The sequence below is a fragment of the Phenylobacterium sp. genome (genome assembly GCF_030698145.1).
GTDB lineage: Bacteria > Pseudomonadota > Alphaproteobacteria > Caulobacterales > Caulobacteraceae > Phenylobacterium.
On the sequence record NZ_JAUYNW010000085.1, the window covers coordinates 62989 to 88016 of the forward strand.

The window sequence follows — 25028 nt, forward strand, 5'->3', positions numbered from 1 at the left end:
GTATCCACTTCAGGCTGTCATGCTCTAGCCCATTGCCAGGGTTGCGTTGCGTGCTAACCCTTCGCCCCGGCTTTAACATTCGCTGACGGGCCCCGATGCCGCCAGAGCTGCAATCCCCGGAAATCCAGGCGTTCGCCACCGGTTTCCCCGTCACCCTGATGCATATCGGGGTGACCATGCTGATCCTGGTCGCCGCCGCGGCGATCTACATCCTGCTGACCCCGCACAAGGAAATCGCCTTGATCCGGGCCGGCAACTCGGCGGCCGCCCTGTCGCTGGGCGGAGTGCTGCTGGGCCTTTCGATACCGCTGGCCACCTCCCTGGCGCGCTCCACCTCCATGCTGGAGATCGCGCTGTGGGGCGCCGCGGCCGTGGCCCTGCAGCTGCTCGTCTTCCGGCTGGTGGACATGCTGCTGCGCGGCCTGCCTCAACGGATCCACGAGGGCGAGGTGGCCGCCGCCGCCCTGCTGGTGGGCGCCAAGCTCGCCACCGCCGTGATCATCGCCGCCGCCGTCTCCGGCTAGGACCCCCGTGCATTTTCCCCGCCTGCCCGACTGGCTGGTCTATCTGGCGGTGGTCCTGGCCCTGCTGATCGCCGCCGTGGGCCGCCAGGAACGCGCCGACGCCCCGCCGCCGCCGCCGCCGGTGGCCAGCGACGAGGGGCTGCCGCTGGGTCCGGCCTCGCCCTTCGACCCGTCCGTAGTGGTCGATGTGCCCGACCGGGCCGAGCCCGGGGTAGGCACCGCCTTCTCGGTCGCCGACCGTGGAGTCTGGGTCACCGCCCGGCACGTGGTCGACGGCTGCGCCCAGACCGCCATCGTGGTCGCCGAGGGTCGCGGGGTGGAGGCGATCGTCCGCATCGACCCGCGTGGCGAGGCCGCCATCCTGACCACCGAGGGCGGGGCGCCGCCCCTGCCCATGGGCCTGGACCAGCCGCTGCGCCGGGGCGACCGCGCCTATCATCTGGGCTTCCCGCAGGGCCAGCCGGGGGAGGCGACTTCGCGCCTGCTGGGCCGCGAGAACCTGGTGGTGCGCGGGCGCGGCGCGCGCACGGAATCGGTCCTGGTCTGGGCCGAGACCGGCCGAACGGACAACCTCAAGGGCTCGCTGGCCGGGCTCTCGGGCTCGCCGGCGCTCGACCGCGCGGGCCGGGTTGTGGGGGTGACGGTGGCGGAGTCCCCGCGCCGGGGCCGCATCTACACCACCGCGCCCGAGACGGTGACCGAGGCGCTGAGCGCGACCAACCAGAAGGCCGCCACCTTCGCGATCGGCGAGCCCATCACCACCGACAACTACGGTCGCGTGGCCGACACCCTGCGCCGCGACCTGCGGGTGGCCCAGGTGATCTGCCTGAAGACGTAGGGGACTCCGGACTCCCAGATCCTCCCCCAGCGCGCAGCGCGGTTTGGGGCCCCGCCCTTCGCGAGGCGAAGGGCGTTCTTCGCGGCGATCGACAAATCGTTGTCGATCGCATCCGGCCCGCAAGCGCGAGCCGGCGCTCATCACGGTGGCGCGTCGCCTTCTTCGGCGACGTGACGGAGGGGGTTGCAGCCCACAGGAGTCAAAGTCCCCCTCACCCGGCCATGCGGCCGGGAGCTCCCCCAGGAGGGGAGCATCTTGCGCTTGCTAGATGGCCGGCTCGGCCGCGGCCTCGTCCGCGCTCTCCTGCTTCGGCGTCCTGGCCGCGACCAGGAAGGCCAGGACCACGCCGACCACGCCGATCAGGGCCGAATAGAGGAAGAACACCACGTAGCCCGCGCCCAGGGCCTGGGCGGTGACCCCCGACTTGGCGGCGGCCAGGGCGTAGGCCTCCGGCGGGGTGGCGGCGAACAGGCCCTTGAGGGCGGCGAAGACGCCGCCGGCGTCGGCCGCGGCGGCCGAGCCCTCGACGATCCGTCCCGACTGCGAGGCCACCAGCTTGCCCGGCAAGGAATAGAGCGAGGAGAAGAGGGCGTACTGGGTGGCGGTGAAGCCCGCCGAGGTCAGGCTCGACATGTAGGCGATCAGGCAGGTGCCCGAGAAACCGCCGGCGATATTGTCCACCCCGATGGCCACGGTCAGCGCGCTCATCGAGGCGCCTTGGGTGGCCAGCCAGGCGAAGATCAGGTTGCTCAGGGGGCCGGCGAAGGCGCCGACCACCAGGGCCCGCAGCAGGCCCAGCCGCACCACCGCGAAGCCGCCCAGGCCCACCCCCAGCATGGTCATGGGGATGCCGAACACCTTGCGGATCTCGGCGATCTGGATCTTGGTGAAGCCTAGGTCCTGGTAGAACGGGTTCATGATGTTGAGCACGAAGTCCGACAGCCGGTAGAGGCAGATGGTGGCCAGGATCAGGGTCGCCAGGCCGCCGAACCGGGTGAAGAACTCGCGGAACGGCTCGCCCAGGGCCACGCCCAGGTAGCGCCCGGGCCGGGTCTGGATTCCGGGTACGGGACAGGCGGCCAGGAAGATGATCCCACCGCCCGCCAGCACCCCGGCGATCTGGGCGAAGACGCCCCAGGGCTTGGCCTCCCAAGCGGCCTTGAAGGCGTCGGCGGCCCCGGTCTGGCCCATCCGCGCCATGGCGTCGGTGAGGATCGCCACATTGCCGGAGAGCCCCGAGCCCAGCACCAGGGCGCCGAACACCAGCACCGCCAGGCGGGCGAACCATTCGGGGATCTCGAAGGCCGGGCGCGAGGGGATGTCCTCGGCGTGGATCGGGCGGATCTCGTGCTGGGCCTCCCGCGGCGCCCCCAGGACACCGGCGACGCCGATCAGCATCAGCAGGGCCATGATGGCGTAGCTGATGTTCCAGGAGATCAGCTCGGCCAAGGCCAGGGCCGCGGCGCCGGCGGCCACGTTGGCGAGGCGCCAGCCCCATTGGTAGGACGCCGCCATGACGCCCTGCTTCTCCTGGCCCGCGGCCTCGATCCGCCAGGCGTCGATGACGATGTCCTGGGTCGCGCCGGCGAAGCCGACGATGACGGCGAAGAGGGCGATTAGGCCCAGATTGGTCGCGGGATCGCCTCCCGCCATCAGCCACAGGCCGATCATGATCGCCGCCTGGGCCACCAGCATCCAGGAGCGGCGATGACCCAGCCACATGGTCAAGCCCGGGACCTTGGTGCGGTCGATCAGCGGCGCCCACAGGAACTTGAAGGAATAGGCCAGGGTCGCCAGGCTGAGGAAGGCGATGGTCTCGAGCGTCAGGCCGGCGTCGCGCATCCACGCCGACAGGGTGTCGAAGATCAGCAGATTGGGCAGGCCCGAGGCGAAGCCCAGGGCCAGCATCACCAGGGAGCGGCGCTCCAGATAGACGGCCAGGGCCTGCAGTGCGCCGCGCTTGGGCGCCGGAGCGGCGGGACTTTCGGTGGTCATGGACAGGCCTTCCCGGCGCGCGGGGCCGCCCCCGCCGTCAGCTGACCTTGGCCCGCTCCGCTTTTCCCGTCCAGTCGCCGCGCCCGGTCCACTTGGCCAGGGCGCCGCGCAGGGCGTCCGGCGACAGCGGCTTGACCAGGAAGTCATCCATGCCGGCCGCCAGGCAGGCGTGGCGGTCCTCTTCGAAGGCGTTGGCGGTGAGCGCCACCACCGGGGTCTTCACCCCCAGGATACGGGCCCGCTCGGTGGTCTGCAGGCCGGACATGCCGGGCATGCGCATGTCCATCAGGATCAGGTCGTAGTCGCCGACCGCCAGCGCGGCCAGGGCCTCCTCGCCGCCGCCGGCCTGGTCGACGGCGCAGCCCTCGCGGGCCAGCAGGGTGCGGGCCAGCAGGGCGTTGATGGGGTTGTCCTCCACCAGCAGCACCCGGGCGCCGGGGGCGGCGGCCGGGGCGACCCGGTCGTCCTCGGGGGCCTCGGCGCGGGCCACGCCCGAACGCAGGCCGGCGGCGGCCAGGACCCGCTCGGCGAGCGAACCGCGGCGCAGCGGCTTGATCAGGTAGCCCGCGAAGCCGGCGGCGCGGTAGCGGTCGATCAGGCCGCGCTCTTCCGGGGCCAGCAGCACGATGGCGGTGCGCCCGCCGGGCAGGGGCAGGGTCTTGCCGGTCGCCGCCAGGGCGTGGTCCAGCAGCATGATGTCGGAGGGTCCGGCTGCGGCGACCAGGGCGGCCACGCTGGCGGCGGTCACCGGGGCCCCGCCGCCCGCCTCGATCTGGCGGCGCGCGGATTCGGCCAGGACGGGATTGGCGCTGGCCACGGCCACGGCCCGGTCGCGCAGGGCGAACTCGGGCGTGGCGGGCAGGCGCTCGAAGGCCGCCTCGAACCAGAAGGCCGCGCCGCCGGAGGTCGCGGTCTCCAGCCCGACCGCGCCCTGCATGGCGCCGGCCAGCTTGCGCGCGATGGCCAGGCCCAGCCCCGCCCCGCCCAGCTGCAGGTCGTGCGACGGGTCGGCCATCTCGAAGGCCTCGAAGATCTTGTCGCGGGCGGCCTCGGTGACGCCGGGACCGGTGTCGGCGACGGTGAAGCGCAGGCCGCTCTCGGTCTCCACCACCGTGACCAGCACGCCGCCCTGGGTCGTGAACTTCACTGCATTGCCCGCGAAGTTCAGCAGGATCTGGCGCAGCCGGCCCTCGTCGGCGAAGGTCTGGCCAATGCCGGCGGGCGCGGCCCAGGCGATCTCCAGGCCCTTTTCGCGGGCCCGGGGCGACATCAGTTCGCACACGGAGCGCAACAGGCCCTCGACCTCGAAGGTCGAGGGCTGAAGCTCGATCTTGTCAGCGCCCAGGCGGGCGAAATCCAGCACGTCGTTGACCAGGCCCAGCAGGTGCTCACCGGAGTCGCGCAGGGCCGCCACATAGGCGCGCTGCTCCTGGGTCAGGCGGGTGCCCTCCAGCAGGCGGGCCATCCCCAGGACACCGTTCAGCGGCGTGCGGAATTCGTGGCTCAGGGAGGCGAGCTGCTCGGCGCTGACGTTGGCGGCGCGGGTCGGGGTCTTTCTGGCCATGGCGTCAACCCTAACGGGCCGGCGCTTAATGGAGGGTCAAGCCCAGATCAGGCGCCGTGGCGCTCGGCCATCTCCCGGGCCAGGGCCACGAGGGCCGCCCGCGCCGAGGCCTTCGGGATATCCGAATAGGCTTCCAGCAGCTCGACGGCGCCCGATATGGCCAGGGACTGGACGATGTCGTCGGCGGCGTCGGAGATCGCGCCCTCCTCGCCCACCAGCCAGCCGACCGTGGTGTCCAGGGCCGCGGCCACCGCCACCAGGGTCGAGCCCGAGACGCGGTTGGCGCCGCGCTCGTACTTCTGCACCTGCTGGAAGGAGACGCCGATTCGCTCGGCCAGGGCGCCTTGGCTTATGCCCAGGGATTTTCGGCGCAGACGCAGCCGCGCGCCGATGGCGATGTCGACGGGATCGGGGCCTATAGCCTCGTCGAGGGCCATGCTGTGCCTCCTGAGCCGGCTTGCGGCCATTTGCGCGGTGCGAGCCTAACCGTAGCGAGTAGACTCGTTCGCGAGCGAGTGTCTAACCTGTTCACCTTATGCGCGCGCAGCAAGAGACGATCGATATTCTTCTCGAGCGGCTTACCCCGCGCGAGCGCGATTGCTTGCGGCTGGTGGATCGCCATCTCAGCTCCAAGCAGATCGCCCGCGAGCTTGGCATGTCCAAGACCTCGGTGGACACCTATTGCGATCGCGCCCGCCGAAAACTGGGGGTGAGCGACCGCTACAGCGCCGCGCGCGCGCTCGCCGACCATGACGCGGCTGTCCCTACCGGATCGGGACACGATCCGATCAGGACAGACATCGACCCCGCCCTGACGCTCCATGATCCCGAACAGGGAGATGCGGCATATGGGCGAGTGGTTGCGAGAGCTGGCCGACGTGAGGGCCTTAAGGACGCCGCTGATGGCGGACCCGGATCGGAGCGGCGAGCGCGCGGCGGTCAGCCGGGTGTTGCGGCTGCGGCAGGAGGTGGCAGCCTTCGAGCGCCGCTGGCCCGAGCCGAGGACCGAGCAGCCGATGGCGCCGGCCTTCTCCTGGACCCAGCTGGAACGGCAGCTGGCCGATCTGGTGGACACCCCGGCCAAGCAGGCCATGGCCAGGGAGCTGGTCTCGGCCACGCGCAAGATGGCGCGCTTCAAGCCGCCCGAAATGGTCCTTCGGGAGATCCTCTGTCTCAGCTGGGCGCTCTTGGACGAGAGCTTCCAGCCCGGGTCGGGGGAGGGATCGGTCGAAATGACCTAGGCCCCGCGACACGCCTGGGCCTGGTCGGCCTGATCGCCATCGTTTCGGCGCTTGCGTTCGGAGCGTTGCTGGCAGGCCTCCACGCCCTCCAGAACCTGATCTGAATCCACCGACATTCCGAACTTCAATCAACGCTCCGGGGGGCTTCCGGCGCGCAGGAGAGAACTCATGCTCAAGCAACGTCGTCTGATCGCCGATCAAGTGGCCGCCAGCCTGTTCGAGGCCGAAGCCGCCATCGACCTCGCGCTCGCCAAGACCGCGCGCCTGGCGGGCGTCATGCCCAGCCTCCGCGCCGACGCCGGTTTGTCGGCGCTCATCGGCCAGGACGCGGTGGAGCGCGCCAGCGAGGCGATCGCCGCCCTCGCCAGCGCCCGCCGCGCCATCGTCGAGACCCACAAGGAGCTGGACCTCGCCAAGACACAGATCGGCCTGGGCGCGGTGATGTTCGGCGACGGCGCGGAGAAGCCGCCCGCTCTCTCGGCCGGCCGCAAGCTGCGCGCCGTCAGCCAAACCGCAGCCTGAGCTTTCCGCCCGGTTCGGCGTCTGGCAAGAATGGGACCCTTGGCGACCAGGGGTCCCATTTTTGTATTTCCAGAACCTCCCGCAGCAAGTCTGGCTGATCGTCATGGCCCTAGTCTGCGGCTTTGCGTTCTGGCGCGGCCGGCGTCCCGAATGGATCGCAGCCGGCGCCTGCATCCTGGCCTGGGCGCTCACGCCGCTGGCGCAGAACTCCCGCAACTGGTTCGACCCCCAATGGGGCGTCTTCGCCGTCGATCTGGCCCTGCTCATGGTGCTGGCCTGGCTGGCCCTGACCACCGATCGAACCTGGCTGCTGTTCGCCAGCGCGTTCCAGCTCCTGGCGGTGATCATCCATCTCGCCATCCTGGTCGATCCCAGCGTGACGCCGATGCCCTATCGGCAGGGCCTGGTCATCTGGAGCTACCTCGTGATCGCTTCCCTGGGCGTCGGGGTTTGGCTTGAATGGCGCCGAACGCTGGCCGACCCGCCTTCCGACTGAGCGGCCGCGCCCAAAGCCTCCGGGTCACGCCATGGCTGGCGTGGTCATCCGCCGGTAGATCAGCGCCTCGGCCACATGGACGCGGCGCACCCCGCCGGCGCCTTCCAGGTCGGCGATGGTGCGGGCCAGGCGCAGGGTGCGGCTCCAGCCCCGCGCGGTCAGGCCGCCGGCCTCTGCGGCCTTGGCCAGCAGGGCGCGGGCCGGCGGATCGAGGTCGGCGATCTTCTCCAGGAAGTCGCCCTCGGCCCGGGCGTTGAGCGGCGAACCCTCGTCCCCGGCCCGCTGCGCCTGGATGGCCCGGGCGGCGGCGACGCGGGCGGCGGCCTCCGCCGTCCCCTCGGCCGGCGCGGGCAGGGCGAGATCGGCGGCGCTGACCGGCGGCACGTCGATCTGCAGGTCGATGCGGTCCATGAACGGGCCCGAGACCTTCATCTGGTAGTCGGTCTGGCAGCGCGGCGCACGGCCGCAGGGTCCCCGTCCGGCCCCGCCCATGCCGCACTTGCAAGGGTTCTGGGCCGCGACCAGCTGGAAGCGGGCGGGATAGCGCACGTGGGCGTTGGCGCGGGCCACGCTCACCTCGCCGGTCTCAAGGGGCTGGCGCAGACTGTCCAGGGCCTGGGCGGAGAACTCAGGGAGTTCGTCGAGGAACAGCACGCCGTTGTGGGCCAGGGACACCTCGCCGGGCTTCACCCGCAGGCCGCCGCCGGTGAGCGCGGCCATGCTGGCCGAGTGGTGCGGCGTGCGGAACGGCCGGGTCCGGGTCAGGGCGCCCTTGGCGATGAGGCCCGCCACCGAATGGACCATGGAGGTCTCCAGCAGCTCGGTCGGCGACAGGGGCGGCAGCAGGCCCGGCAGGCGGGCGGCCATCATCGACTTGCCCGAGCCCGGCGGCCCGGTGAACAGCAGGTTGTGACCGCCGGCCGCGGCGATCTCCAGGGCGCGCTTGGCGTTCTCCTGGCCCTTGACGTCGCGCAGGTCGGGGACCCGCTCGCCGTCCAGCATCGGGCCGGGCTTGGGCGGCGACAGAATCTGGGTTCCGCGGAAATGATTGACCACCGCGATCAGCGAGGGCGCGGCCAGGATGCGCGTTTCGCCCGCCCAGGCGGCCTCGGGCCCGGAGGCTTCCGGGCAGATGAGGCCGAGCCCCATCGCCCCGGCCGCCACGGCGGCGGGCAGGGCTCCGGCCACCGCCACGATCCGGCCGTCCAGGGAGAGCTCGCCCATGGCCGCCCACTCGGTCAGCGCGTCGGGCGGCAGGATGCCCATGGCGCCCATGACCGCGAGCGCGATGGGCAGGTCGTAGTGGCTGCCTTCCTTGGGCACGTCGGCGGGGGCGAGGTTTGCGATGATGCGCCGCGAGGGCATGGCCAGCCCCAGTCCGGCGAAGGCCGCACGCACCCGCTCGCGGCTTTCGGCGACCGCCTTGTCGCCCAGGCCGACGACCATGAACTTCTGTTCGCCGCCGGTAAGCTGGACCTCGACGTCCACGCGCCGCGCCTCGACGCCTTGGAACGCCACCGTGACCACCCGCGACGCCATCCCAACCCCCCAAGACGCCGATCAAGATCGGCGTCGGTCCTCATAGATTCAGAGCGTGACGGGCGCCGAAAACCGGCTTCCACTTTCGGCTGTCACGCTCTTGAAAGCCTTGAACTTTATCCACAAGCTCAGCACGCCGCGCGGCTCGGATCAAGAACAAAACTAGAACTTAAAGGGAAAGTGAGACGTTTCCGCGACTTGTGCGTGTCTCTTCGCGCACGAAGCTAAGCCATGGCGCGGAGCGCTTCAATCCTGTCCCACATCACCACGGTGGCGTCGATGCCGGTGAACTTCTTCAGCGCCTGGGCGCCGGTGGGAGAGGTGACGTTGATCTCGGTCATGTAGTCGCCGATCACGTCGATGCCGACGAACATCAGGCCGCGCCGCTTCAGCTCAGGACCGATGATGGCGCACAATTCCTTGTCGCGCGCCGACAGCTCCACCGCCTCGGCGACGCCGCCGACCGCGAGGTTGGAACGGATCTGGCCGGCCTTGGGCACGCGGTTGATGCCGCCCACCGCCTCGCCGTCCACCAGCAGGATGCGCTTGTCGCCCTTGGACACCGCCGGCAGGAACTTCTGGGCGATCACCGGCTCGCGCCCGATCGCGCGGTGCAGGTCCAGCATCGCGTCCAGGTTGGGGTCGTCGGCCAGCAGCCGCGCCACGCCCGAACCGCCCAGGCCGTAGAGCGGCTTCAGCACGATGTCCCCGTGCCGGGCGCGGAAGTCGTAAATCGCCTCGACATCGGAGGTGATCAGGGTCGGAGGCTGGACGCCCGGGAAATCGGTGACGAACAGCTTCTCAGGCGCGTTGCGCACCTCGGCCGGGTTGTTCACCACCAGGGTCTTGGGGTGAACCTTGTCCAGGAAGTGGGTCGAGGTGATGTAGCTCATGTCGAACGGCGGATCCTGGCGCAGCAGGACCACGTCGAAGGCGGCGAGTTCGCGGACTTCCCAAGGGCCGAAGGCGTAGTGGTCGCCCTTGACGTTCTTGACGGTGGCGGGTCGGCCGCGGGCGGTGACGACGCCGTCCTCCATGGCCAGCCGATCGGGCGTGTAGACGAACAGCTCGTGGCCGCGTTCCTGGGCGTTGAGCAGCATCAGGAAGGTCGTGTCGCCCTCGATCTTGACGGTCTCGAGGGGGTCCATCTGGACGGCGACCTTCAACGACATGGGCTCGGTTCCTTACGGCGAAGGTGTTTCAGATAGGCGGGCGGGGCGGCGAGCGCCAGCGAGGATCGCTGAAGGCGCTGTCAGTTCAGCCGCAGGCGCACGCGCTCGCGCTGGGCGCGGGCGGCCAGCGCCGCGCCGCCATCCAGGGTCCCGGCGTGGGTCAGCGCCTCCATGGCGCCGGCCAGGGCGCCCTGGCCCTCGCGGGCGGTGGCCACGTCCAACCAGGGGCGATGATCGGCGGGGTCGAGCAGGGCCCGACGCAGGGCGGCGCGCTCGGCGCGGGGAAAGTCGCCGACGTTCCCGGCCCGGGCGAAGATGTTGTTCTGCAGGCGGATCAGCACCGCGCGGTCGCTGGCCGGCGCCATCAGCCGGTCCAGGCGGTCGGCCACGTTGGGGGTCAGGCCCGCATGCAGGGCGCGCCGCGTCAGTTCCGAGGGCAGCACCACCCGGCCCTCGCTGAACGGGTCCATGGCCAGCGGCCCCTCCAGCGTCTCGATGCGCAGCAGGAAGTGGCCGGGGAAGTCCACGCCCTGGACGTTCAGGCCGCACTTGCGGGCCACGTGCAGGTAGAAGACCCCCAGGGCCACCGGCAGGCCCTTGCGGCGCTCGGCCACGGCGACGATGTCGGCGTTGTCGGGGTGCTCGTAGGTGAAGAGGTCGCCGCCCAGCCGCAGGTCGCCGGCCATGGCCTCGGCCAGGGCCTCCTCCGGGCTCTCGCGGGCCAGGCGTTCGGTCAGACGCTCGACGCCGTTGCGGGCCAGGTCGCGAGCCATGTCGGGATCTCGAGCCGGATCCTCATGCACGGCGCAGGCGATGGCGGCCTCCAGCAGCGGGAAGTCGCCGTCACCGGCGCGGCCGGCCTCGCGCAGCAGGGTCTCAGCGTCTTCTCGGGTCATGGGTCCGTTGGTGATCCAAGCGGATCGAATCAAACACTAGGCGCCGTTCCAAGCGTCCCGACTATGAATCGGAAGCTTGCCGGGCGCGAGGGCGATCAGATCGAGCCGAACCGCGAGGTTTTGCAAGCTGGGCCGTCGTGAAGCCAACATATGACCGGCCCGGCGCAGCCGGTCGCGCTGGTCCTGGGTGACCGCCTCCAGGGCGCCTTCCAGGGTGGTGCGCTGCTTGACCTCGACCACCGCCAGCACCTGGCCGCGCTGGGCCAGCAGGTCGATCTCCCCCTGCGGCGTGCGCAGGCGGAAGCCCAGGATGCGGTAGCCCTTCAGCATCAGCCAGGCCGCCGCCCAGACCTCGGCCCGGCGTCCGGCCAGGCGCGCGGCCGCGCCCCTGGCTTGGCGAATGGGGGCTTGGCGAATGGGGGCCTGGCGGATGGGGTTCACTCGGGCGTTCCCGACTTCAAATCCATCGCCCGGCGGTAGAGGTCGCGGCGGGGCAGGCCCAGGGCCTTGGCGACCTCGGAGGCGGCCTCGGCTGGGCGCAGGCGGGTCAGGGCGTCGAGGAGGGCGGTGTCGGCGTCGGCGGCGGTGGCGGCGGTCTCGCGGCCCGGCCCGACCATCAGCACGAACTCGCCCTTGGGCGCGACCATGCGCGGATCGGCGGCCAGTTCGGGCAAGGGACCGCGCGTGACGGTCTCGTAGAGCTTGGTCAGTTCGCGGGCCACGACGGCCTCGCGCGGCCCGAATACGGCGGCCATGTCGGCGAGGCTGGCGGCGACCCGCGAGCCGCCCTCGAAGAACACCAGGGTGGCGCGGATCCCGGCCAGCTCCTCGAAGAAGGTGCGCCGCGCCGCGCTCTTGGGCGGGGGAAACCCCGCGAACAGGAAGCGGTCGGTGGGCAGGCCCGCGATCGAGAGCCCGGCCAGCAGGGCCGAGGCGCCGGGGATGGGATAGACGGCCGAGCCCTGGGCGATGGCCTCGCGCACCAGCAGGAAGCCGGGATCGGAGACCAGGGGCGTGCCGGCGTCCGACACCAGGGCCACCCTGCCGCCGTCGGCCAGGACGGCCAGGGCCTTGGGCCCGGCCCGCTCGGCGGCGTGCTCGTCATAGCGCTCGAGTTTCTTGGAGAGGCCGAAGGCGTGGAGCAGCTTTCCCGCCACCCGGGTGTCCTCGGCCAGGACCAGGTCGGCGGCCGACAGCACGTCCAGCGCCCGCAGGGTGATGTCGCGCAGGTTGCCGATGGGGGTGGCCACCACATAGAGGCCGGGCGCCAGCGGGGCGTCGGAGAGTTGCGGGGGCGGGGGATGGCGCGACATGGGCAAGGCTTCGCTGCTCAGGGCGAGGATGGCAAGGCGGTTCGCCAGGTCACCCAGTTCCGAGGCTTCTAGCTCGCCAGTCGGCCGGTGAGGTGGTCGAGGATCAGCCGGCCGGACTTCGTGGCGCGCAGGCGCAGGGGATCGTCGGCGATCAGGCCGGCGGAGACCAGGGCGGCCACCTCGGGGTGATCGGGCGCGAGACCCAGGGCCGCGACCTCGGCGAAGGCGAGGCCAGGCCCGATCCGAAGGCCGGAAAGCAACCGTTCCTCGGCGGTCTGGCGCGGGTCGAGGGTCTCGCGGGTGGCGAAGCCGGTCCCGGCCTCCGCCACGGCGGCGATGTAGTCGGCGGGCCTGGCCTGGGCGTAGGTGGCGGTGCGCCGGCCGTCCAGGGTCAGGCGTCCGTGGGCGCCGGGGCCCGCGCCCACATAGTCGGCGCCGGTCCAGTAGACGAGGTTGTGACGGGAGCGGGCGGCCGATCCGCGCGCATGGTTGGAGACCTCATAGGCCTCGAACCCCGCGGCCTCCAGAACCTCCTGGGTGGTCTCGAACAGATCGGCGGCCGTGTCCTCGTCAGGGGGGACCAGGATCCCGCGCTTCACCGCCCGGTCGAAGGCGGTGCCGGCCTCGATGGTGAGCTGGTAGGGCGAGATGTGCTCGGCGCCGAGGCCGATGGCGGCGCGCAGCTCCTGAGCCCAGGCCTGGGGCGTCTGGCCGGGCCGGGCGTAGATCAGGTCCAGCGACAGGCGCGGGAAGACCCTGGCGGCGACCTCGGCGGCGCGGCGGGCCTGGGCCGCGTCATGATTGCGGCCGAGCAGCTTGAGCGCATCGTCGTGCAGGGACTGCAGGCCGAGCGACAGGCGGTTCACCCCGGCCTCGGCGAAGCCCGCGAAGCGGTCGGCCTCGGCGTCGGTGGGGTTGGCCTCCAGGGTGACCTCGAGGTCGGGGACTGGCGACCAGAGCCGCTTGGCCAGGGCGACGATCTCGCCGGCCCAGGCCGGGTCCATCAGCGAGGGCGTGCCGCCGCCCAGGAAGATGGAGACCAGCTCGCGCGGCCCGGTCAGCTCGCGCTGGGCGGAAAGGTCGGCTGCGATGGCCTTGGCCAGGGCCGCCTGCTCCAGCTCGCGGCCCCGCGCGCGAAGGACGTTGAAGTCGCAATAGGGGCAGATGCGCGCGCAATAGGGCCAATGGACATAGACGCCAAGAGGGGGGACACCCAGCGGCGGGGCGGGGTTCAAATCAGGGCGGCCTTGAGCATGGCGAAGGCCCGGGCCCGATGGCTGTCGGCGTCCTTCACGGCGGGATCGAGCTCGCCATAGGTCACGTCGTGGCCCAGCGCCTGGAAGATCGGGTCGTAGCCGTGGCCGCGGTCTCCGCGGCCGGGGAACACCAGGGTCCCGTCCACCCGGCCCTCGACCACCACCGCCGGCCCGCCCGGCCAGGCGACGGCGAGCGCGCAGGTGAACCAGGCCGACCGGTCGTCGCTTCCGGTCTCTTCCAACCGCTCCTCGACCTTGCGCATGGCGCCGGCGAAATCCTTGGTCGGGCCGCCCCAGCGGGCGGAGAAGATGCCGGGCTGGCCGTCCAGGGCGCTGACCGACAGGCCCGAATCGTCGGCCAGCGCGATCAGGCCGCTGGCCTCGGCGGCGGCGCGGGCCTTCAGCAGCGCGTTGCCGGCGAAGGTGGTCTCGGTCTCGTCGGGCTCGGTCAGGAGGAGGCTGCCGGCGGTGACCAGCTCGAATCGGTTATCGAGGATGGCGGCCAGTTCGCGCGCCTTGCCGGGATTATGGGTGGCGACCACCAGCTTGGCGCCGGGTTCGAGCTTGAGGGCCATGGGCGGACTCCGGACCGGGATGGCCGGGAACCATAGGCGAGCCCGCCGCCGGCCGCCATCTCCCCCGCAGCGCGTCTTTCGCTGCATTGCAAAAAGTTCATAAGATTGCGAATGTTTAATATCGATAATCGATAATTTTCTTGATCGAAAAGCGATGTGGTCCTATTCCTGCTGCTTAGAGGGACGCGACAAATGTTGCGTCGCACAATGAAACAGGAGCTACAAAATGTTCTCTTCGATTATGTCTGCGATGGACCGGGTCCTGATGACCGCGGTGGTGTTGATGGCGGCGGTTCCGACCGTGGCCGTGGTGGCGCAGCGGCTGATCGCCTAGTCTAGCCGCTTCGCTTTCACGGAGGGCCGCGATGCGCGCCTTGGGACCCGGCTCGGTGTCGAGCTTCCTGAAGACCATCCTGGACGTGGTGTTCTTCGCTCTCTGGGCCGGGGTTATCTTGGTGGGCGTCCTGATGTTGCTGGCCATGCTGCTCAGCTTCAATCCGGCCCTGATCGACAGCATATCCATCCGCGCCGGCGCCTCGGAGATCGCCAATCTCGGGCCGGTGATGGTGGGCGGACTGTTCGCGGCGGCGCTCTACATGACCGGCGTGCTGTTCATCGTCGAACGGCTGCGGAAGATCTTCATGACGCTGACCGCCGGCGACCCTTTCCACCCCGACAATGTACGCCGCCTGCGGGTGATCGGCGTGATCCTGGCCGGGCTTGAGCTGCTGCGCTACGCGGTCTGGGGCGTGGGCGCCTGGCTGCTGCCGGGGGTCAACGAGGTGGAGCCCAATTTCAGCTTGACCGCCTGGTTCTCGGTCCTGGTGATCTTCGTCCTGGCGGAGGTGTTCCGCGAGGGCGCGCGCCTGCGGCGCGAAGCGGAGCTGACGATCTAAGATGCCGATCCGGGTAAATCTCGACCGCGTGCTGCTGGAGCGGCGCATGTCGCTCACCGAGCTCGCCGACCGGGTGGGCGTGACCATCGCCAACCTGTCGATCCTCAAGACCGGCAAGGCCCGCGCGGTGCGGTTCTCCACCCTGGCGGCCCTTTGCCGCGAGCTCGACTGTCAGCCGGGCGAGCTGATCCACTACGAGCCCGGCCCCGACGACGGCCCAGGCGACGACGAAGAAGCCTGACTGTGGCGTCCACGCCGCAATGCGGCATGGCTCGCACCGAATTTGCAGCGCACCCGTCAAAAATGCCGACCTAACCGTTGATAACCTAGGAATCCGCCCATATATGCACTGCAACATTTGCTGCACTGCACAAGGAGCTGGATCATGGCTCAAGCCATCGAGAACTTCATCGTCAAGCTGATGGGCCCGTTCGCCCGCGAACTCGCCCGCATGCCGGCCGGCGCTTTCCGCTACATGCTGGGCGGCTTCTAGATCTGACGCGAATAGATCCTCCCCCAGCGCGCAGCGCGATTAGGGGGAGGTGGCGCGTCGCCCTCTTCGGCGACGTGTCGGAGGGGGCTGAAGCCCACGGCAAGAGTCAAAGTCCCCCTCAGTCAGCTTCGCTGACAGCTCCCCCAGAAGGGGAGCATCTGGGAAGGAGGGCGGCTTCAGCCGCCCGTGGCGATCCTCTGCAGCTCGCAGAGTTCGCCGATCCCCTTGCGCGCGAGGGAAAACAGCGCCTCGAACTCGCCCTGGGAGAAGCCGCGCTTCTCGCCGGTGGCCTGGACCTCAACGATATCGCCCGTGCCGGTCAGCACGAAGTTGGCGTCGGCCTCGGCGTTGGAGTCCTCTTCGTATTCCAGGTCCAGCACCGGGACGCCCTTGAAGATCCCGCACGAGATCGCCGCCACCTGGTCCAGGATCGGGTCCTTGGTGATCAGGCCTTCCTCCATCAGGTATTTGGTCGCCACCCGCAGGGCCACCCAGGCGCCGGTGATCGCCGCGGTGCGCGTGCCGCCGTCGGCCTGGATCACGTCGCAGTCGATGGAGATCTGGCGCTCGCCCAGCGCCACGGGATCGACGATGGCGCGCATCGAGCGGCCGATCAGCCGCTGGATCTCCTGGGTGCGGCCCGATTGCTTGCCTTCCGAGGCCTCGCGGCGGCCCCGGGTGTGGGTCGCCCGCGGCAGCATGCCGTACTCGGCGGTGACCCAGCCCTGGCCGCGGCCGCGCATGAAGCCCGGCACCCGGTCCTCGACGCTGGCGGTGATCAGCACCTTGGTGTGGCCGAACGAGGCCAGGCACGAGCCCTCCGCATAGCGGTTGACGCCGACCTCCAGGGTCACGGGGCGGAGCAGATCGGCGGTGCGGTCGGAGGGGCGCATGGGAAACCTTGGCGATGGTGCTGGCGTCTTGCGCCGGCGGGCTTATCCTAGATCGCAGAGGTTCCGTCCATGGCTCTGACCGAGCACCGCCGCCTATCGTGACCAGCCCCCTGCTTTCCCCCGGGCCTTCGCTCGCCGAACTGGACGCGCGCGCCCGCGACATCTTCCGCCGCGTGGTGGAGAGCTATCTGGAGAGCGGCGAGCCGGTAGGGTCGCGCACCCTGTCCAAGGGCGGGGTCCATCTCTCGCCCGCCTCGATCCGCAACACCATGCAGGACTTGACCCAGCTGGGCCTGCTGGGCGCGCCTCATGTGAGCGCCGGCCGCGCGCCCACCCATGCCGGGCTGCGGCTGTTCGTCGACGGCCTGCTGGAGGTGGGCGACGTGGCCGAGGACGATCGCCGCTCCATCGAGGCGCGGCTGACGGCCAAGGGCATGAACTTCGAGGAGGCGCTGAACGAGGCCACCGCCATCCTTTCGGGACTGGCGGGCGGCGCGGGCGTGGTCGTGAGCCCGGTGCGCGACGCCGGCGTAAAGCATGTGGAGTTCGTCTCCCTGTCGGCCGACCAGGCCCTGGCTGTCATGGTGTTCGAGGACGGGGTGGTGGAGAACCGGCTGATGAAGCTGGCCGCGGGCGTGACCCCCAGCGCCCTGCAGGAGGCCTCCAACTTCATGAACGCCCGGCTGAGGGGCCGCACCCTCAGCGAGGCCAAGGTCGAGGTTCGCGATGAGCTCGACAACGCCCGCACCCAATTGAACGAGGTCGCCGCCCGGCTGGTCGAGGAAGGCCTGGCCGGATGGGGCGGCGGCGAGGGCTCGGAGCGGTCGCTGATCGTGCGCGGCCGCGCCAACCTGCTGCACGACCGCGAGACCCTGGACGACCTGGAGCGGGTCCGGATGCTGTTCGACGATCTTGAACAAAAGGAGCAGATGATCGGTTTGCTCGACGACGTGAAGGAAGCCCAGGGCGTGCGCATCTTTATCGGCGCCGAAACCCGCCTGTTTTCGCTTTCGGGTTCCGCCGTGATCGCCGCGCCCTATATGACGGGCCGACAAAAGGTGTTGGGCGCGATCGGGGTGATCGGGCCCGCGCGCCTCAACTATGCCCGGGTGATCCCGCTGGTGGACTATACCGCCCGCGTGCTCTCCCAGGTCGCGAACGGGTAAAGGAATCTAGATGTCCGACGATCAAACGCCGGCCGAAGAGCTGAACGAACTGGCCGATGCGGCCGCCGACGAACTGGTGGCCCTGCGCGCCGAGAACCAGGCGCTGAAAGACCAGGTCCTGCGCGTCGCCGCCGACGCGGAGAACGCCAAGCGCCGCGCCGAGCGCGAGGCCAATGACGCGCGCGCCTACGCCATCCAGAAATTCGCCCGCGACCTGCTGACCGTCGCCGACACCCTGAGCCGCGCGCTGGCCGCCCCGCCGGTCAGCGGCGATCCGGCGGTGAACAATTTCGTGGTCGGGGTCGAGATGACCGAGAAGGCCCTGCAGACCGCCTTCGAGGCCAATGGCCTCAAGCGCATCGAGCCGACCGCCGGGGCGAAGTTCGATCCGCACCAGCACCAGGCGGTGACGGAGCAGTCCTCCCCCGACGTGGCCGCGGGCGGGGTGATCTCCACCCTGCAGGCCGGCTACGAGCTGCTGGGCCGGCTGATCCGCCCCGCCATGGTGGTGGTGGCGGCCAAGGGCTCCGGCGCCCAGGCCCCTGGCGGCGAGGCCTCGGCTCCCGCCAACCCCTACGCGGCCAACGACGGGGATGACTCCGGCGGCGCGGTCGACACACGGGCGTAACGCCTGAGTTACCCCTTTGAGTTTCAAGGGAAACCGCCGTTCGATTATTTGACCGACCCCCCGCGCGGGCGTAAGCTCGACTTAGAAAATAAGGGGTCGGAAACGTGCAGTCAGTGTCACGGACTCGCCGGGCGATCATGGGGTGGAGCGCCGCCGCCGGCGGGGCCCTGCTGACCACGCCGGGTTGGGCGTTCGGCCAGGACGCCGCGCCCCCCATTCTTCCCGAAGCCGCCGACGCCGATCACCCGCCGACCCAGGTCGCCCTCACGGGCGACGTGTTCGAACACGTCACCGCGCCGGTGATGATCAACGGCAAGGGGCCGTTCCGGTTCATGGTCGACACCGGGGCCAACACCTCCTGCGTGTCGCAGCGCCTGGCCGAGACCCTGGAGCTGCCGCGCGGCAAGACCCTGCGGGTCCACACCATCGTCGGGCCGAAGGACCGGGCCAGCGTCCTGGTGGACCGGTTGGATATCGGCTCTCGCACCCGGCGCAACATCGAGGCGCCGATCCTGCCCATGGCCGGCTTCGGCATCGACGGGGTGCTGGGCATCGACTGGCTGAAGGGCCAGCGGCTGGTGCTGGGCTTCGCCGGCAAGACCCTGGAGATCACCCGCTCCAAGCGCGAGGACAGCGCCGAGGGCAAGGTCGTGGTGCCGGCGCGGCGCAAGTCGGGCCAGCTCACCATCGTCGACGCCGACCTCAGCGGCCGCAAGATCAGCGCCATGATCGATTCGGGCTCGCAGTTCTCGCTGGGCAACAGCGCCCTGCGCCGGATCATCGAGCGGGCCGATCCGACGGCGCGCTCGCGGGTTCAGACGGTGGGCATGCTGTCGATCGCCGGCGAGCGCTTCACCGGCGAGCAGCTCAACCTGCCCTTCATCCGCCTGGGCGGCCTGACCCTGGGCAATGTGCCGGTGGTGTTCTCGGACCTGCCGGTGTTCAAGTTGTGGGACCTGCACGACAGCCCGACCATCATGCTGGGCATCGACCTGCTGGCCCAGTTCACCACGGTGTCGCTCGATTTCGGCCGCTCCGCCGTCCGCTTCGACCTCGCCGACGAGGCCAAGGCGTAGGGCGAAGGCCCCGCCGACACGATCGACGACGCAATTTCCCCAGGCCGGACGCCGCAGGCGCCGGGCCCCTCTTCCCCGCGCGTTCTAAATGATTAAAGTCCCAGGTCCCTTCCTGTCGGGGGGCGCCGGCGACTCCCTCGCACCGGCGCTTGGAGGTCCGGACCACATCATGAAGCTTACGATCGAACGGGCGGCGCTGATCAAGGCGCTGGGGCATGTGCAGAGCGCCGTGGAGCGCCGCAACACCATCCCGATCCTGTCCAATGTGCTGCTGTCGGCAGAGCGCGACCGGCTGACCTTCTCGGCGACCGATCTCGACCTGGAGATCATCGACGAGGCCTTCGCCCAGGTGGACCAGCCCGGACAGATCACCGCGCCCGCCCACACCCTCTACGAGATCGTCCGCAAGCTGCCGGAAGGCGCCGACGTCTCCCTGTCCTTCACCGGCGAGGATCCGCGCCTGACCGTCTCGGCGGGGCGTTCGCGCTTCAACCTGCCGGTGCTGCCGGCCGGCGACTTCCCGGTGATGTCCTCGGACGGCCTCTCCTCGCGGGTGCCCGTGGACGTGGGCGACCTGATCCGGCTGATCGACAAGACCCGGTTCGCGATCTCGACGGAGGAGACGCGCTACTATCTGAACGGCCTCTACCTGCACACGGTGGTGGAGAACGGGGTGCAGAAGCTGCGCGCCGTGGCCACCGACGGCCACCGCCTGGCCCTGGCCGAGATGGCCGCGCCCGAGGGATCGGCCGGGACGCCCGGCGTCATCGTGCCGCGCAAGACCATCGCCGAGGCTCGCCGCCTGCTCGAGGACGCCGGCGAGAGCGTCGACCTGCAGCTCAGCGCCCAGAAGGTGCGGCTGGATTTCGGCGGCGCGGCGCTGACCTCAAAGGTCATCGACGGCAACTTCCCCGACTACAGCCGGGTGATCCCCAAGGACAACAACCGGGTGATGATGGTCGACAACAAGCTGTTCGCCCAGGCGGTGGACCGCGTCGCCACCATCTCGGCCGAGAAGAGCCGCTCGGTGCGCATGGCCATCGAGCCCGGCAAGGTGATCCTGACGGTGCGCAACATGGAGGCCGGCCAGGCCGTCGAGGAGATCGAGGTCGACTATGACGGCGAGGCCTTCGAGCTCAGCTTCAACGCCCGCTACCTGCTGGACGTCACCGACCAGATCGGCGCCGAACAGGCTGAGTTCCGGTTCGGCGGCCCCAACGACCCAGCCCTGGTGCTCGATCCCACCGACGCCGACGTCCAGTACGTGCTGATGCCCCTGCGGGTCTAAGCCTCGACGTAGTACGTCGCTGCTGTAGGCTCACGGGCAACAGTGTCCTTGGGAGGCGGCGATGCTTAGGATTCTGATCGGCGCCGCCGTGGCCTTGGCGCTCGGGTCGCCGGCCCTGGCCCAGGCGCCGGTGGTCAAGCGCGAGGTCGGCGCCCTGGTCACCGAGAACGTGCCCGAGACGCCGCCGGCCGTCCGCGAACAGCTTCGTCGCTACCAGAACGCCCGCTCCGCCGCCTTCCTGGACTGGCTGGCCGACGGGTCCATGCTGATCGCCACCCGCTTCGGCCAGACCCCGCAGATCCACCACGTGAAGGCGCCCGGCGGCGACCGCACCCAACTCACCTTCTTCGACGAGCCGGTGATGTCGGCCACGGCGCGACCGGTGGTTCCCGGCGCCTTCGTCTTCGCCCGCGATTCCGGCGGCGACGAATACTACCAGGGCTACGCCTCGGCGGTGGAAGGCGGCGAGGCCCAGGTCACCGAGCCCAAGACCCGCAACACGGGCTTCGTCTATTCGCCGGACGGCGCCCAGCTCGCCTGGAGCCGGGTGACTCCCGGCAAGGGCGACTACGATATCATGCTGATGCGCACCGGCGAGGCGGAAACCCGACGAGTGGCCTTGCAGGGGACCGGGGCCGTCGGCCCCGTGACCTTCTCGGCCGATGGCCGCGCCATGCTCTATCGAAGGGTGATCTCGGCCCAGTCGGGCAAGGCCTTCGTGCTGGACCTGGCCACCGGTCAGAGCCGCGAGATCAACCGGTCCAAGACGCTCGTCGCCTATTCCGGCGGGGAGTTCACACCCGACGGCGCCCGGGTGCTGATGCTGTCGAACGAGGGCTCGGAGGTCGCCCGCCTGGTGGAATACGACCTGGCGAGCGGCAGGAAGTCCGTGGTGGCCGACGGCGGGGCCTGGGACATCGAGACCTTCGACCTGTCCGACGATGGCCGCCTGTTGGCCTATTCCATCAACCAGGACGGCCGCTCCAAGGTGGTGGTGGCCGACCGGATCACCCGCCGCGCCCTGCCCCAGCCGGACCTGCCGGTGGGCGTGCTGGCCGACCTGAAGTTCTCGCCCGACGGCGCGCGGCTGGCCATCGGGCTGAACGCGGCGACCTCGCCCGCCGACGTCTGGACCTGGGACCTGGAGGACGCGAAGCTGACCCGCTGGACCCACAGTGAGATGGGGGGCCTGAAGTCCGGCGACATGGTCGAGCCGGCCCTGGTCCGCTTCCCGAGCTTCGACCAGCGCCAGATCCCGGCCTGGATCTACCGGGTGAGGGCCGCGAAGGCGCCGACGCCAGTGATCATCGACATCCACGGCGGGCCGGAAGGCCAGTCGCGGCCTGGCTTCTCCAGCACCTACCAGTACTGGGTGAACGCCCTGGGGGCGGCGGTGATCTCGCCCAATGTCCGCGGCTCGACCGGCTACGGGAAGACCTATCTGGCGCTCGACAACGCCATGCTGCGCCAGGACTCGGTGAAGGATATCGGCGCCCTGCTGGACTGGATCGCCACCCAGCCGGACCTGGACAAGAGCCGGGTGGTGGTCTCGGGCGGCTCCTATGGCGGCTTCATGACCCTGGCGGCGCTGGCGGCCTATAACGACCGTCTGGCGGGGGCCATCGACACGGTGGGCATCAGCGACTTCACCACCTTCCTGACCAATACCGAGGGCTACCGTCGCGATCTGCGCCGGGTGGAGTACGGCGACGAGCGGGACCCGAAGATGAAGGCCGAGTTCGACCGCATCTCGCCGCTCAACCTGACGGCCAGGATGACCAAGCCGCTGTTCGTCATCGCCGGCTTCAACGATCCGCGCGTGCCCTGGACCGAGGGCGAGCAGATGGTCGCCAAGGTCCGCGCCAACGGCGGCGACGTCTGGTGGATGATGGCCAAGGACGAAGGCCACGGCTTCCGCAAGAAACAGAACCGCGACGCGTTGCGGGAGGCCGAGACGCTGTTCCTGCGGAAGGTGTTCGGGGCCGGGTCCTAGGGCTTGGTGGCCGGCGGATAGCACTGACGGTCAGCGCAGAAGAGCCGGCGGGCCTCCGCATCGACCAAGCCAGAATAGTGAGCGTGTATCTCGTCCACCTCGGCGTAGAGCCCGTCCGTGAAGTGGACCGATGGATCCGCGCCATGCGCCAGGGCGAGCTTCAACTGGGCCTCGGTGAAGAGCCTCGCTTGGGCGGCTGCCAATGCCTCCGCCAGATGCGGCAATTCTCGAATGAACGCGCCTCGCAAGGCGCCCGAGGCCGCGGCCTGATCGGCCGCGTCGGCCATCATCCCCCCAATCTCCCCGTCGAGAGCCGCCACACTGGCGGTGATATTCTCAACGATGCGCTCTCGCGCGATGAACTGGCGGGCGAGCGCCAGGCGCGCGGGGTCCGGTGGTGAGCTCTTTGGAGCGGTCAGCTCCTGGCTCGCGGCGGGGAACTCGACCAGCACTGAGATAGTCTCGCCCTGGGCGCCGGCCGACATCAAGTTCGGGTGCAGCCTGTAGCTGTTGCTCAAGTGGTTCGCGGCACGGCCAAATCCGAAGCCCGCGGGCGACTCGGCGACCGATGTGCAGAAGGAAGGCGCAGCGGCCTGACTCACAATGCAGTTCAAGTTCGCCCAGCCCGCGATATTGAAGGCTTGGGCCAATGGAGGCCGAGCCGCTATCCGTGCAGCTTCGTCCGGCGACTCCAGCCATTCCGGCGATTGTATGCCGACGCCCGATACGGGCTGGGGGATCCCGATCCGGCAACGTTCATTCACACAGAAGGCGGTGCGGGCGGCGACCGCGACGTTTCTGAAATGCGCCTGGAAGACGGCGGCAAACTCCTGGCGAAGGCCCTCTGCTCCACCATCCAGGGCAATGCCCTCAGGCGATGATCGGAAGGCGATCGTCGCCTCCATCTGCTCGTCTGTCGCAAGGGATGCGTAGTGCTCAGCGACTGCTTGCGACCAGGATGGCGCGATCTTCCCGATGGCCGAGAGCAGGGCCTTCCGCGCCGCGACTCGGGTCTCGATGTCGACATCGGTTTGCGGGGTGATTTCTAGCGCGAGCGCTGTCCCCGCATAGTCGGCGGTCAGCTTCGCTAGGACCGCCGCTCTCAATTTCGGTGTCAGAGCGGCGACGACGGCGGATTTCGGCTTGCCCTGCACGGGCAGCACTGAACTGGCCTTATCTGGAAGTTTGAACCGCAGTGGGATGCGCACCGTTCCGCTATCCACGGGCTGGCTATCCACAGTCTTCGGCGTCATTCGGAAGGTCTCGGTCGCCTTCAGGGCCGCAGCGCCAAATCCCAAGCCCGCCGGAAACTGGTCGACGACCAGGCAATGACGCAGGTGTCCCGTGGTGTCGACCAAGCACGAAACCGTCGCACGGCCGGCGAGTCCCAGTTCCTGAGCGAGATGGGGGTAGACCTGCTGCAACACCTCCGGCGTCGGGCGAACCAGCCAGTCGGGGTTGGTCACAATGGTCGGCCGCGGTTGGGCCTGGGCCGCCCCAGCCAGAAGCACCGCTGCCACGCAAATCGCGCGACCCGCCCAAACTCTCGTCATGCCGACCCCCGCAACCCCAGGGCGCACCCTAGCCTAGCTTGGCCGGGGCTCAAGCCCCGCCCCCTTCGCGCGGGCGCGCGAAACCCGCTATGACCCGCCGGTGACCGCCTTCAGCCACCTGACCCTGACAGACTTCCGCTCCTATGCGCGGGCCGAGCTCGCCCTCGACGGGCGGCCGGTGTTCCTGGTGGGGCCCAACGGGGCGGGCAAGACCAACCTACTGGAGGCCATCAGCCTGTTCACCGCCGGCCGGGGGCTGCGTGGCGCGGCCATCGCTGAGCTTGGCCGCCGCCAGCCGGGCGAGACCCAGGGTCGGGCCTGGGCGGTGGCCGCCGTCATCGTCGAGGCCGGCGAGGAGACCCGCGTCGGCACGGGGGTTGAGACCCCTGGCGCGGCGCGGCGCACCGTGCGGCTGGAGGGCGAGGCCGTGCCGCCGGGACGGCTGGCCGACCTGCAGCGCCAGGTCTGGCTGACCCCGGCTCAGGACCGGCTGTTCCTCGAGGGCGCGGGCGACCGCCGGCGGTTCCTGGACCGCCTGGTGTTCGCCGGCGAACCCAGCCATGCGGCCCATGTCTCGGCCTACGAGAAATCCCAGCGCGAGCGCATGCGGCTGCTCACTGATGGGCCGGCTGACCCCGCCTGGCTCTCGGCCCTGGAGGCCCGGCTCGCCGAGGCCGGAGCCCTGATGGCCGAGGCCCGCGCCCGCACCCTGGCCGCGCTGCAGGCGGAGATCGACGGCCGCGGCGACCGGCCCTTCCCGCAGGCGAAGCTGACGCTCACCGGCGACTGGGAGCGGATGGCCGGCGAGGGGGTCGAGTTCGCCGAGATCGAGGCTCGGCTGGCCCGGTCGCTGGCGTCGGCGCGCGACCGCGACGCCGCCGCCGGGCGGGCGCTGACCGGCCCCCATCGGGGCGATCTGCTGGTGGTGCACGCCGAAAAGGACCGTCCGGCGGCGGAATGCTCGACCGGCGAGCAGAAAGCCCTGATTTTGAACCTTGTTTTGGCCCAGGCGGCGCGTCTTTCGCGTGCAGAATCGGCGCCAAACCCTATATTGTTGCTGGATGAGGTCGCAGCGCATCTGGACCGCCGCAGGCGGGCCGCGCTGTTCGAC

25 protein-coding genes and 1 pseudogene are annotated in these 25028 nt (G+C 70.0%); 14 read left to right on the top strand and 12 right to left on the bottom strand.

Annotated features, from left to right (window positions below):
* Window positions 1–95 precede the first annotated feature (95 nt).
* Window positions 96–524, top strand: a complete 429-nt coding sequence (locus Q8Q77_RS12725; protein WP_305583951.1) for a DUF350 domain-containing protein — start codon at window positions 96–98, stop codon at window positions 522–524.
* Between the two features lie 7 nt (window positions 525–531).
* Window positions 532–1362 (top strand): serine protease, encoded by an 831-nt coding sequence (locus tag Q8Q77_RS12730; RefSeq protein WP_305583952.1) that lies wholly within the window; start codon window positions 532–534, stop codon window positions 1360–1362.
* Between the two features lie 264 nt (window positions 1363–1626).
* Here the strand turns inward: Q8Q77_RS12730 and Q8Q77_RS12735 are convergent, their stop codons facing one another.
* Genes Q8Q77_RS12735 through Q8Q77_RS12745 form a run of 3 tightly spaced genes read right to left on the bottom strand, consistent with a single transcriptional unit; the run spans window position 1627 to window position 5358 of the window.
* Window positions 1627–3357, bottom strand: coding sequence for an MFS transporter (locus Q8Q77_RS12735; protein ID WP_305583953.1), 1731 nt, complete (start codon window positions 3355–3357; stop codon window positions 1627–1629).
* Between the two features lie 37 nt (window positions 3358–3394).
* Window positions 3395–4921 (bottom strand): response regulator, encoded by a 1527-nt coding sequence (locus Q8Q77_RS12740; protein ID WP_305583954.1) that lies wholly within the window; start codon window positions 4919–4921, stop codon window positions 3395–3397.
* A gap of 47 nt (window positions 4922–4968) precedes the next feature.
* Complete coding sequence (locus tag Q8Q77_RS12745) at window positions 4969–5358, bottom strand: helix-turn-helix domain-containing protein (protein ID WP_305583955.1); 390 nt, start codon at window positions 5356–5358, stop codon at window positions 4969–4971.
* A gap of 98 nt (window positions 5359–5456) precedes the next feature.
* Here Q8Q77_RS12745 and Q8Q77_RS20725 point away from each other — a divergent pair.
* The 4 genes and pseudogenes from Q8Q77_RS20725 to Q8Q77_RS12760 form a co-directional block, all read left to right on the top strand.
* A pseudogene (locus tag Q8Q77_RS20725) lies at window positions 5457–5645 on the top strand (response regulator transcription factor); the annotation flags it as partial.
* A 178-nt stretch (window positions 5646–5823) separates the two neighbouring features.
* Window positions 5824–6162 carry a hypothetical protein gene (locus tag Q8Q77_RS12750; RefSeq protein ID WP_305583956.1) on the top strand — a complete coding sequence of 113 codons (339 nt, stop codon included), beginning with the start codon at window positions 5824–5826 and terminating at the stop codon, window positions 6160–6162.
* Between the two features lie 168 nt (window positions 6163–6330).
* Window positions 6331–6684, top strand: coding sequence for a hypothetical protein (locus Q8Q77_RS12755; RefSeq protein WP_305583957.1), 354 nt, complete (start codon window positions 6331–6333; stop codon window positions 6682–6684).
* Window positions 6685–6787: 103 nt separating this feature from the next.
* Window positions 6788–7180: a hypothetical protein gene (locus Q8Q77_RS12760; RefSeq protein ID WP_305583958.1), complete on the top strand. Its 393-nt coding sequence runs from the start codon at window positions 6788–6790 to the stop codon at window positions 7178–7180.
* A gap of 24 nt (window positions 7181–7204) precedes the next feature.
* Here Q8Q77_RS12760 and Q8Q77_RS12765 read toward each other — a convergent pair whose 3' ends face one another.
* From Q8Q77_RS12765 to Q8Q77_RS12795, 7 genes are all read right to left on the bottom strand, one after another.
* On the bottom strand, window positions 7205–8719 hold the full coding sequence (locus Q8Q77_RS12765; RefSeq protein ID WP_305583959.1) for a YifB family Mg chelatase-like AAA ATPase: 1515 nt from the start codon (window positions 8717–8719) through the stop codon (window positions 7205–7207).
* A gap of 224 nt (window positions 8720–8943) precedes the next feature.
* Window positions 8944–9891, bottom strand: coding sequence for a glutathione synthase (gene gshB / locus Q8Q77_RS12770; RefSeq protein ID WP_305583960.1), 948 nt, complete (start codon window positions 9889–9891; stop codon window positions 8944–8946).
* A gap of 80 nt (window positions 9892–9971) precedes the next feature.
* Entirely contained in the window at window positions 9972–10787 is an 816-nt protein-coding gene (locus Q8Q77_RS12775) for a SirB1 family protein (protein ID WP_305583961.1), read from the bottom strand.
* Between the two features lie 36 nt (window positions 10788–10823).
* Window positions 10824–11219 (bottom strand): YraN family protein, encoded by a 396-nt coding sequence (locus Q8Q77_RS12780; protein ID WP_305583977.1) that lies wholly within the window; start codon window positions 11217–11219, stop codon window positions 10824–10826.
* Window positions 11220–11224: 5 nt separating this feature from the next.
* The gene (gene rsmI / locus Q8Q77_RS12785) at window positions 11225–12100 is read right to left on the bottom strand and encodes a 16S rRNA (cytidine(1402)-2'-O)-methyltransferase (RefSeq protein WP_305583962.1); all 876 of its coding nucleotides are present in this window, start codon (window positions 12098–12100) and stop codon (window positions 11225–11227) included.
* A 68-nt stretch (window positions 12101–12168) separates the two neighbouring features.
* Window positions 12169–13335, bottom strand: a complete 1167-nt coding sequence (hemW, locus tag Q8Q77_RS12790) for a radical SAM family heme chaperone HemW (protein WP_305583963.1) — start codon at window positions 13333–13335, stop codon at window positions 12169–12171.
* Complete coding sequence (locus tag Q8Q77_RS12795; RefSeq protein ID WP_305583964.1) at window positions 13332–13931, bottom strand: non-canonical purine NTP pyrophosphatase; 600 nt, start codon at window positions 13929–13931, stop codon at window positions 13332–13334. The genes hemW and Q8Q77_RS12795 overlap by 4 nt, the downstream gene beginning before the upstream one ends.
* A 365-nt stretch (window positions 13932–14296) precedes the next feature.
* Between Q8Q77_RS12795 and Q8Q77_RS12800 the strand changes: the two genes are divergently transcribed.
* Window positions 14297–14827, top strand: coding sequence for a DUF2975 domain-containing protein (locus tag Q8Q77_RS12800; protein WP_305583965.1), 531 nt, complete (start codon window positions 14297–14299; stop codon window positions 14825–14827).
* A gap of 1 nt (window position 14828) precedes the next feature.
* Window positions 14829–15068 carry a helix-turn-helix transcriptional regulator gene (locus tag Q8Q77_RS12805; protein WP_305583966.1) on the top strand — a complete coding sequence of 80 codons (240 nt, stop codon included), beginning with the start codon at window positions 14829–14831 and terminating at the stop codon, window positions 15066–15068.
* Between the two features lie 428 nt (window positions 15069–15496).
* Here Q8Q77_RS12805 and rph read toward each other — a convergent pair whose 3' ends face one another.
* Window positions 15497–16213 carry a ribonuclease PH gene (gene rph, locus Q8Q77_RS12810; protein ID WP_305583967.1) on the bottom strand — a complete coding sequence of 239 codons (717 nt, stop codon included), beginning with the start codon at window positions 16211–16213 and terminating at the stop codon, window positions 15497–15499.
* A gap of 95 nt (window positions 16214–16308) precedes the next feature.
* Here rph and hrcA point away from each other — a divergent pair, with 95 nt between their 5' ends.
* The 5 genes from hrcA (at window position 16309) to Q8Q77_RS12835 (ending at window position 22364) form a co-directional block, all read left to right on the top strand.
* The gene (gene hrcA / locus Q8Q77_RS12815; protein WP_305583978.1) at window positions 16309–17379 is read left to right on the top strand and encodes a heat-inducible transcriptional repressor HrcA; all 1071 of its coding nucleotides are present in this window, start codon (window positions 16309–16311) and stop codon (window positions 17377–17379) included.
* Between the two features lie 10 nt (window positions 17380–17389).
* Complete coding sequence (grpE, locus tag Q8Q77_RS12820) at window positions 17390–18007, top strand: nucleotide exchange factor GrpE (protein ID WP_305583968.1); 618 nt, start codon at window positions 17390–17392, stop codon at window positions 18005–18007.
* 137 nt (window positions 18008–18144) lie between these two features.
* Window positions 18145–19083 carry a retroviral-like aspartic protease family protein gene (locus Q8Q77_RS12825; RefSeq protein WP_305583969.1) on the top strand — a complete coding sequence of 313 codons (939 nt, stop codon included), beginning with the start codon at window positions 18145–18147 and terminating at the stop codon, window positions 19081–19083.
* 169 nt (window positions 19084–19252) lie between these two features.
* Window positions 19253–20371 carry a DNA polymerase III subunit beta gene (dnaN, locus tag Q8Q77_RS12830; RefSeq protein ID WP_305583971.1) on the top strand — a complete coding sequence of 373 codons (1119 nt, stop codon included), beginning with the start codon at window positions 19253–19255 and terminating at the stop codon, window positions 20369–20371.
* A 61-nt stretch (window positions 20372–20432) separates the two neighbouring features.
* Entirely contained in the window at window positions 20433–22364 is a 1932-nt protein-coding gene (locus Q8Q77_RS12835) for a prolyl oligopeptidase family serine peptidase (RefSeq protein WP_305583972.1), read from the top strand.
* Here Q8Q77_RS12835 and Q8Q77_RS12840 read toward each other — a convergent pair.
* The gene (locus Q8Q77_RS12840) at window positions 22361–23830 is read right to left on the bottom strand and encodes an energy transducer TonB (RefSeq protein ID WP_305583973.1); all 1470 of its coding nucleotides are present in this window, start codon (window positions 23828–23830) and stop codon (window positions 22361–22363) included. The genes Q8Q77_RS12835 and Q8Q77_RS12840 overlap by 4 nt on opposite strands.
* Before the next feature lie 187 nt (window positions 23831–24017).
* On the opposite strand from Q8Q77_RS12840, the gene recF reads away from it, so the two are divergent.
* Window positions 24018–25028, top strand: a 1011-nt coding sequence (gene recF, locus Q8Q77_RS12845; protein ID WP_305583974.1) for a DNA replication/repair protein RecF, incomplete at its 3' end; no start/stop codon positions are given.

Coding starts and splice junctions, on each gene's coding strand:
- Q8Q77_RS12725 (WP_305583951.1), top strand. CDS start 96: ATGCCGCCAGAGCTGCAATCCCCGGAAATCCAGGCGTTCGCCACCGGT.
- Q8Q77_RS12735 (WP_305583953.1), bottom strand. CDS start 3,357: ATGACCACCGAAAGTCCCGCCGCTCCGGCGCCCAAGCGCGGCGCACTG.
- Q8Q77_RS12740 (WP_305583954.1), bottom strand. CDS start 4,921: ATGGCCAGAAAGACCCCGACCCGCGCCGCCAACGTCAGCGCCGAGCAG.
- Q8Q77_RS12745 (WP_305583955.1), bottom strand. CDS start 5,358: ATGGCCCTCGACGAGGCTATAGGCCCCGATCCCGTCGACATCGCCATC.
- Q8Q77_RS12750 (WP_305583956.1), top strand. CDS start 5,824: ATGGCGGACCCGGATCGGAGCGGCGAGCGCGCGGCGGTCAGCCGGGTG.
- Q8Q77_RS12755 (WP_305583957.1), top strand. CDS start 6,331: ATGCTCAAGCAACGTCGTCTGATCGCCGATCAAGTGGCCGCCAGCCTG.
- Q8Q77_RS12760 (WP_305583958.1), top strand. CDS start 6,788: ATGGCCCTAGTCTGCGGCTTTGCGTTCTGGCGCGGCCGGCGTCCCGAA.
- Q8Q77_RS12765 (WP_305583959.1), bottom strand. CDS start 8,719: ATGGCGTCGCGGGTGGTCACGGTGGCGTTCCAAGGCGTCGAGGCGCGG.
- gshB (WP_305583960.1), bottom strand. CDS start 9,891: ATGTCGTTGAAGGTCGCCGTCCAGATGGACCCCCTCGAGACCGTCAAG.
- Q8Q77_RS12775 (WP_305583961.1), bottom strand. CDS start 10,787: ATGACCCGAGAAGACGCTGAGACCCTGCTGCGCGAGGCCGGCCGCGCC.
- rsmI (WP_305583962.1), bottom strand. CDS start 12,100: ATGTCGCGCCATCCCCCGCCCCCGCAACTCTCCGACGCCCCGCTGGCG.
- Q8Q77_RS12795 (WP_305583964.1), bottom strand. CDS start 13,931: ATGGCCCTCAAGCTCGAACCCGGCGCCAAGCTGGTGGTCGCCACCCAT.
- Q8Q77_RS12800 (WP_305583965.1), top strand. CDS start 14,297: ATGCGCGCCTTGGGACCCGGCTCGGTGTCGAGCTTCCTGAAGACCATC.
- Q8Q77_RS12805 (WP_305583966.1), top strand. CDS start 14,829: ATGCCGATCCGGGTAAATCTCGACCGCGTGCTGCTGGAGCGGCGCATG.
- rph (WP_305583967.1), bottom strand. CDS start 16,213: ATGCGCCCCTCCGACCGCACCGCCGATCTGCTCCGCCCCGTGACCCTG.
- grpE (WP_305583968.1), top strand. CDS start 17,390: ATGTCCGACGATCAAACGCCGGCCGAAGAGCTGAACGAACTGGCCGAT.
- Q8Q77_RS12825 (WP_305583969.1), top strand. CDS start 18,145: ATGGGGTGGAGCGCCGCCGCCGGCGGGGCCCTGCTGACCACGCCGGGT.
- dnaN (WP_305583971.1), top strand. CDS start 19,253: ATGAAGCTTACGATCGAACGGGCGGCGCTGATCAAGGCGCTGGGGCAT.
- Q8Q77_RS12835 (WP_305583972.1), top strand. CDS start 20,433: ATGCTTAGGATTCTGATCGGCGCCGCCGTGGCCTTGGCGCTCGGGTCG.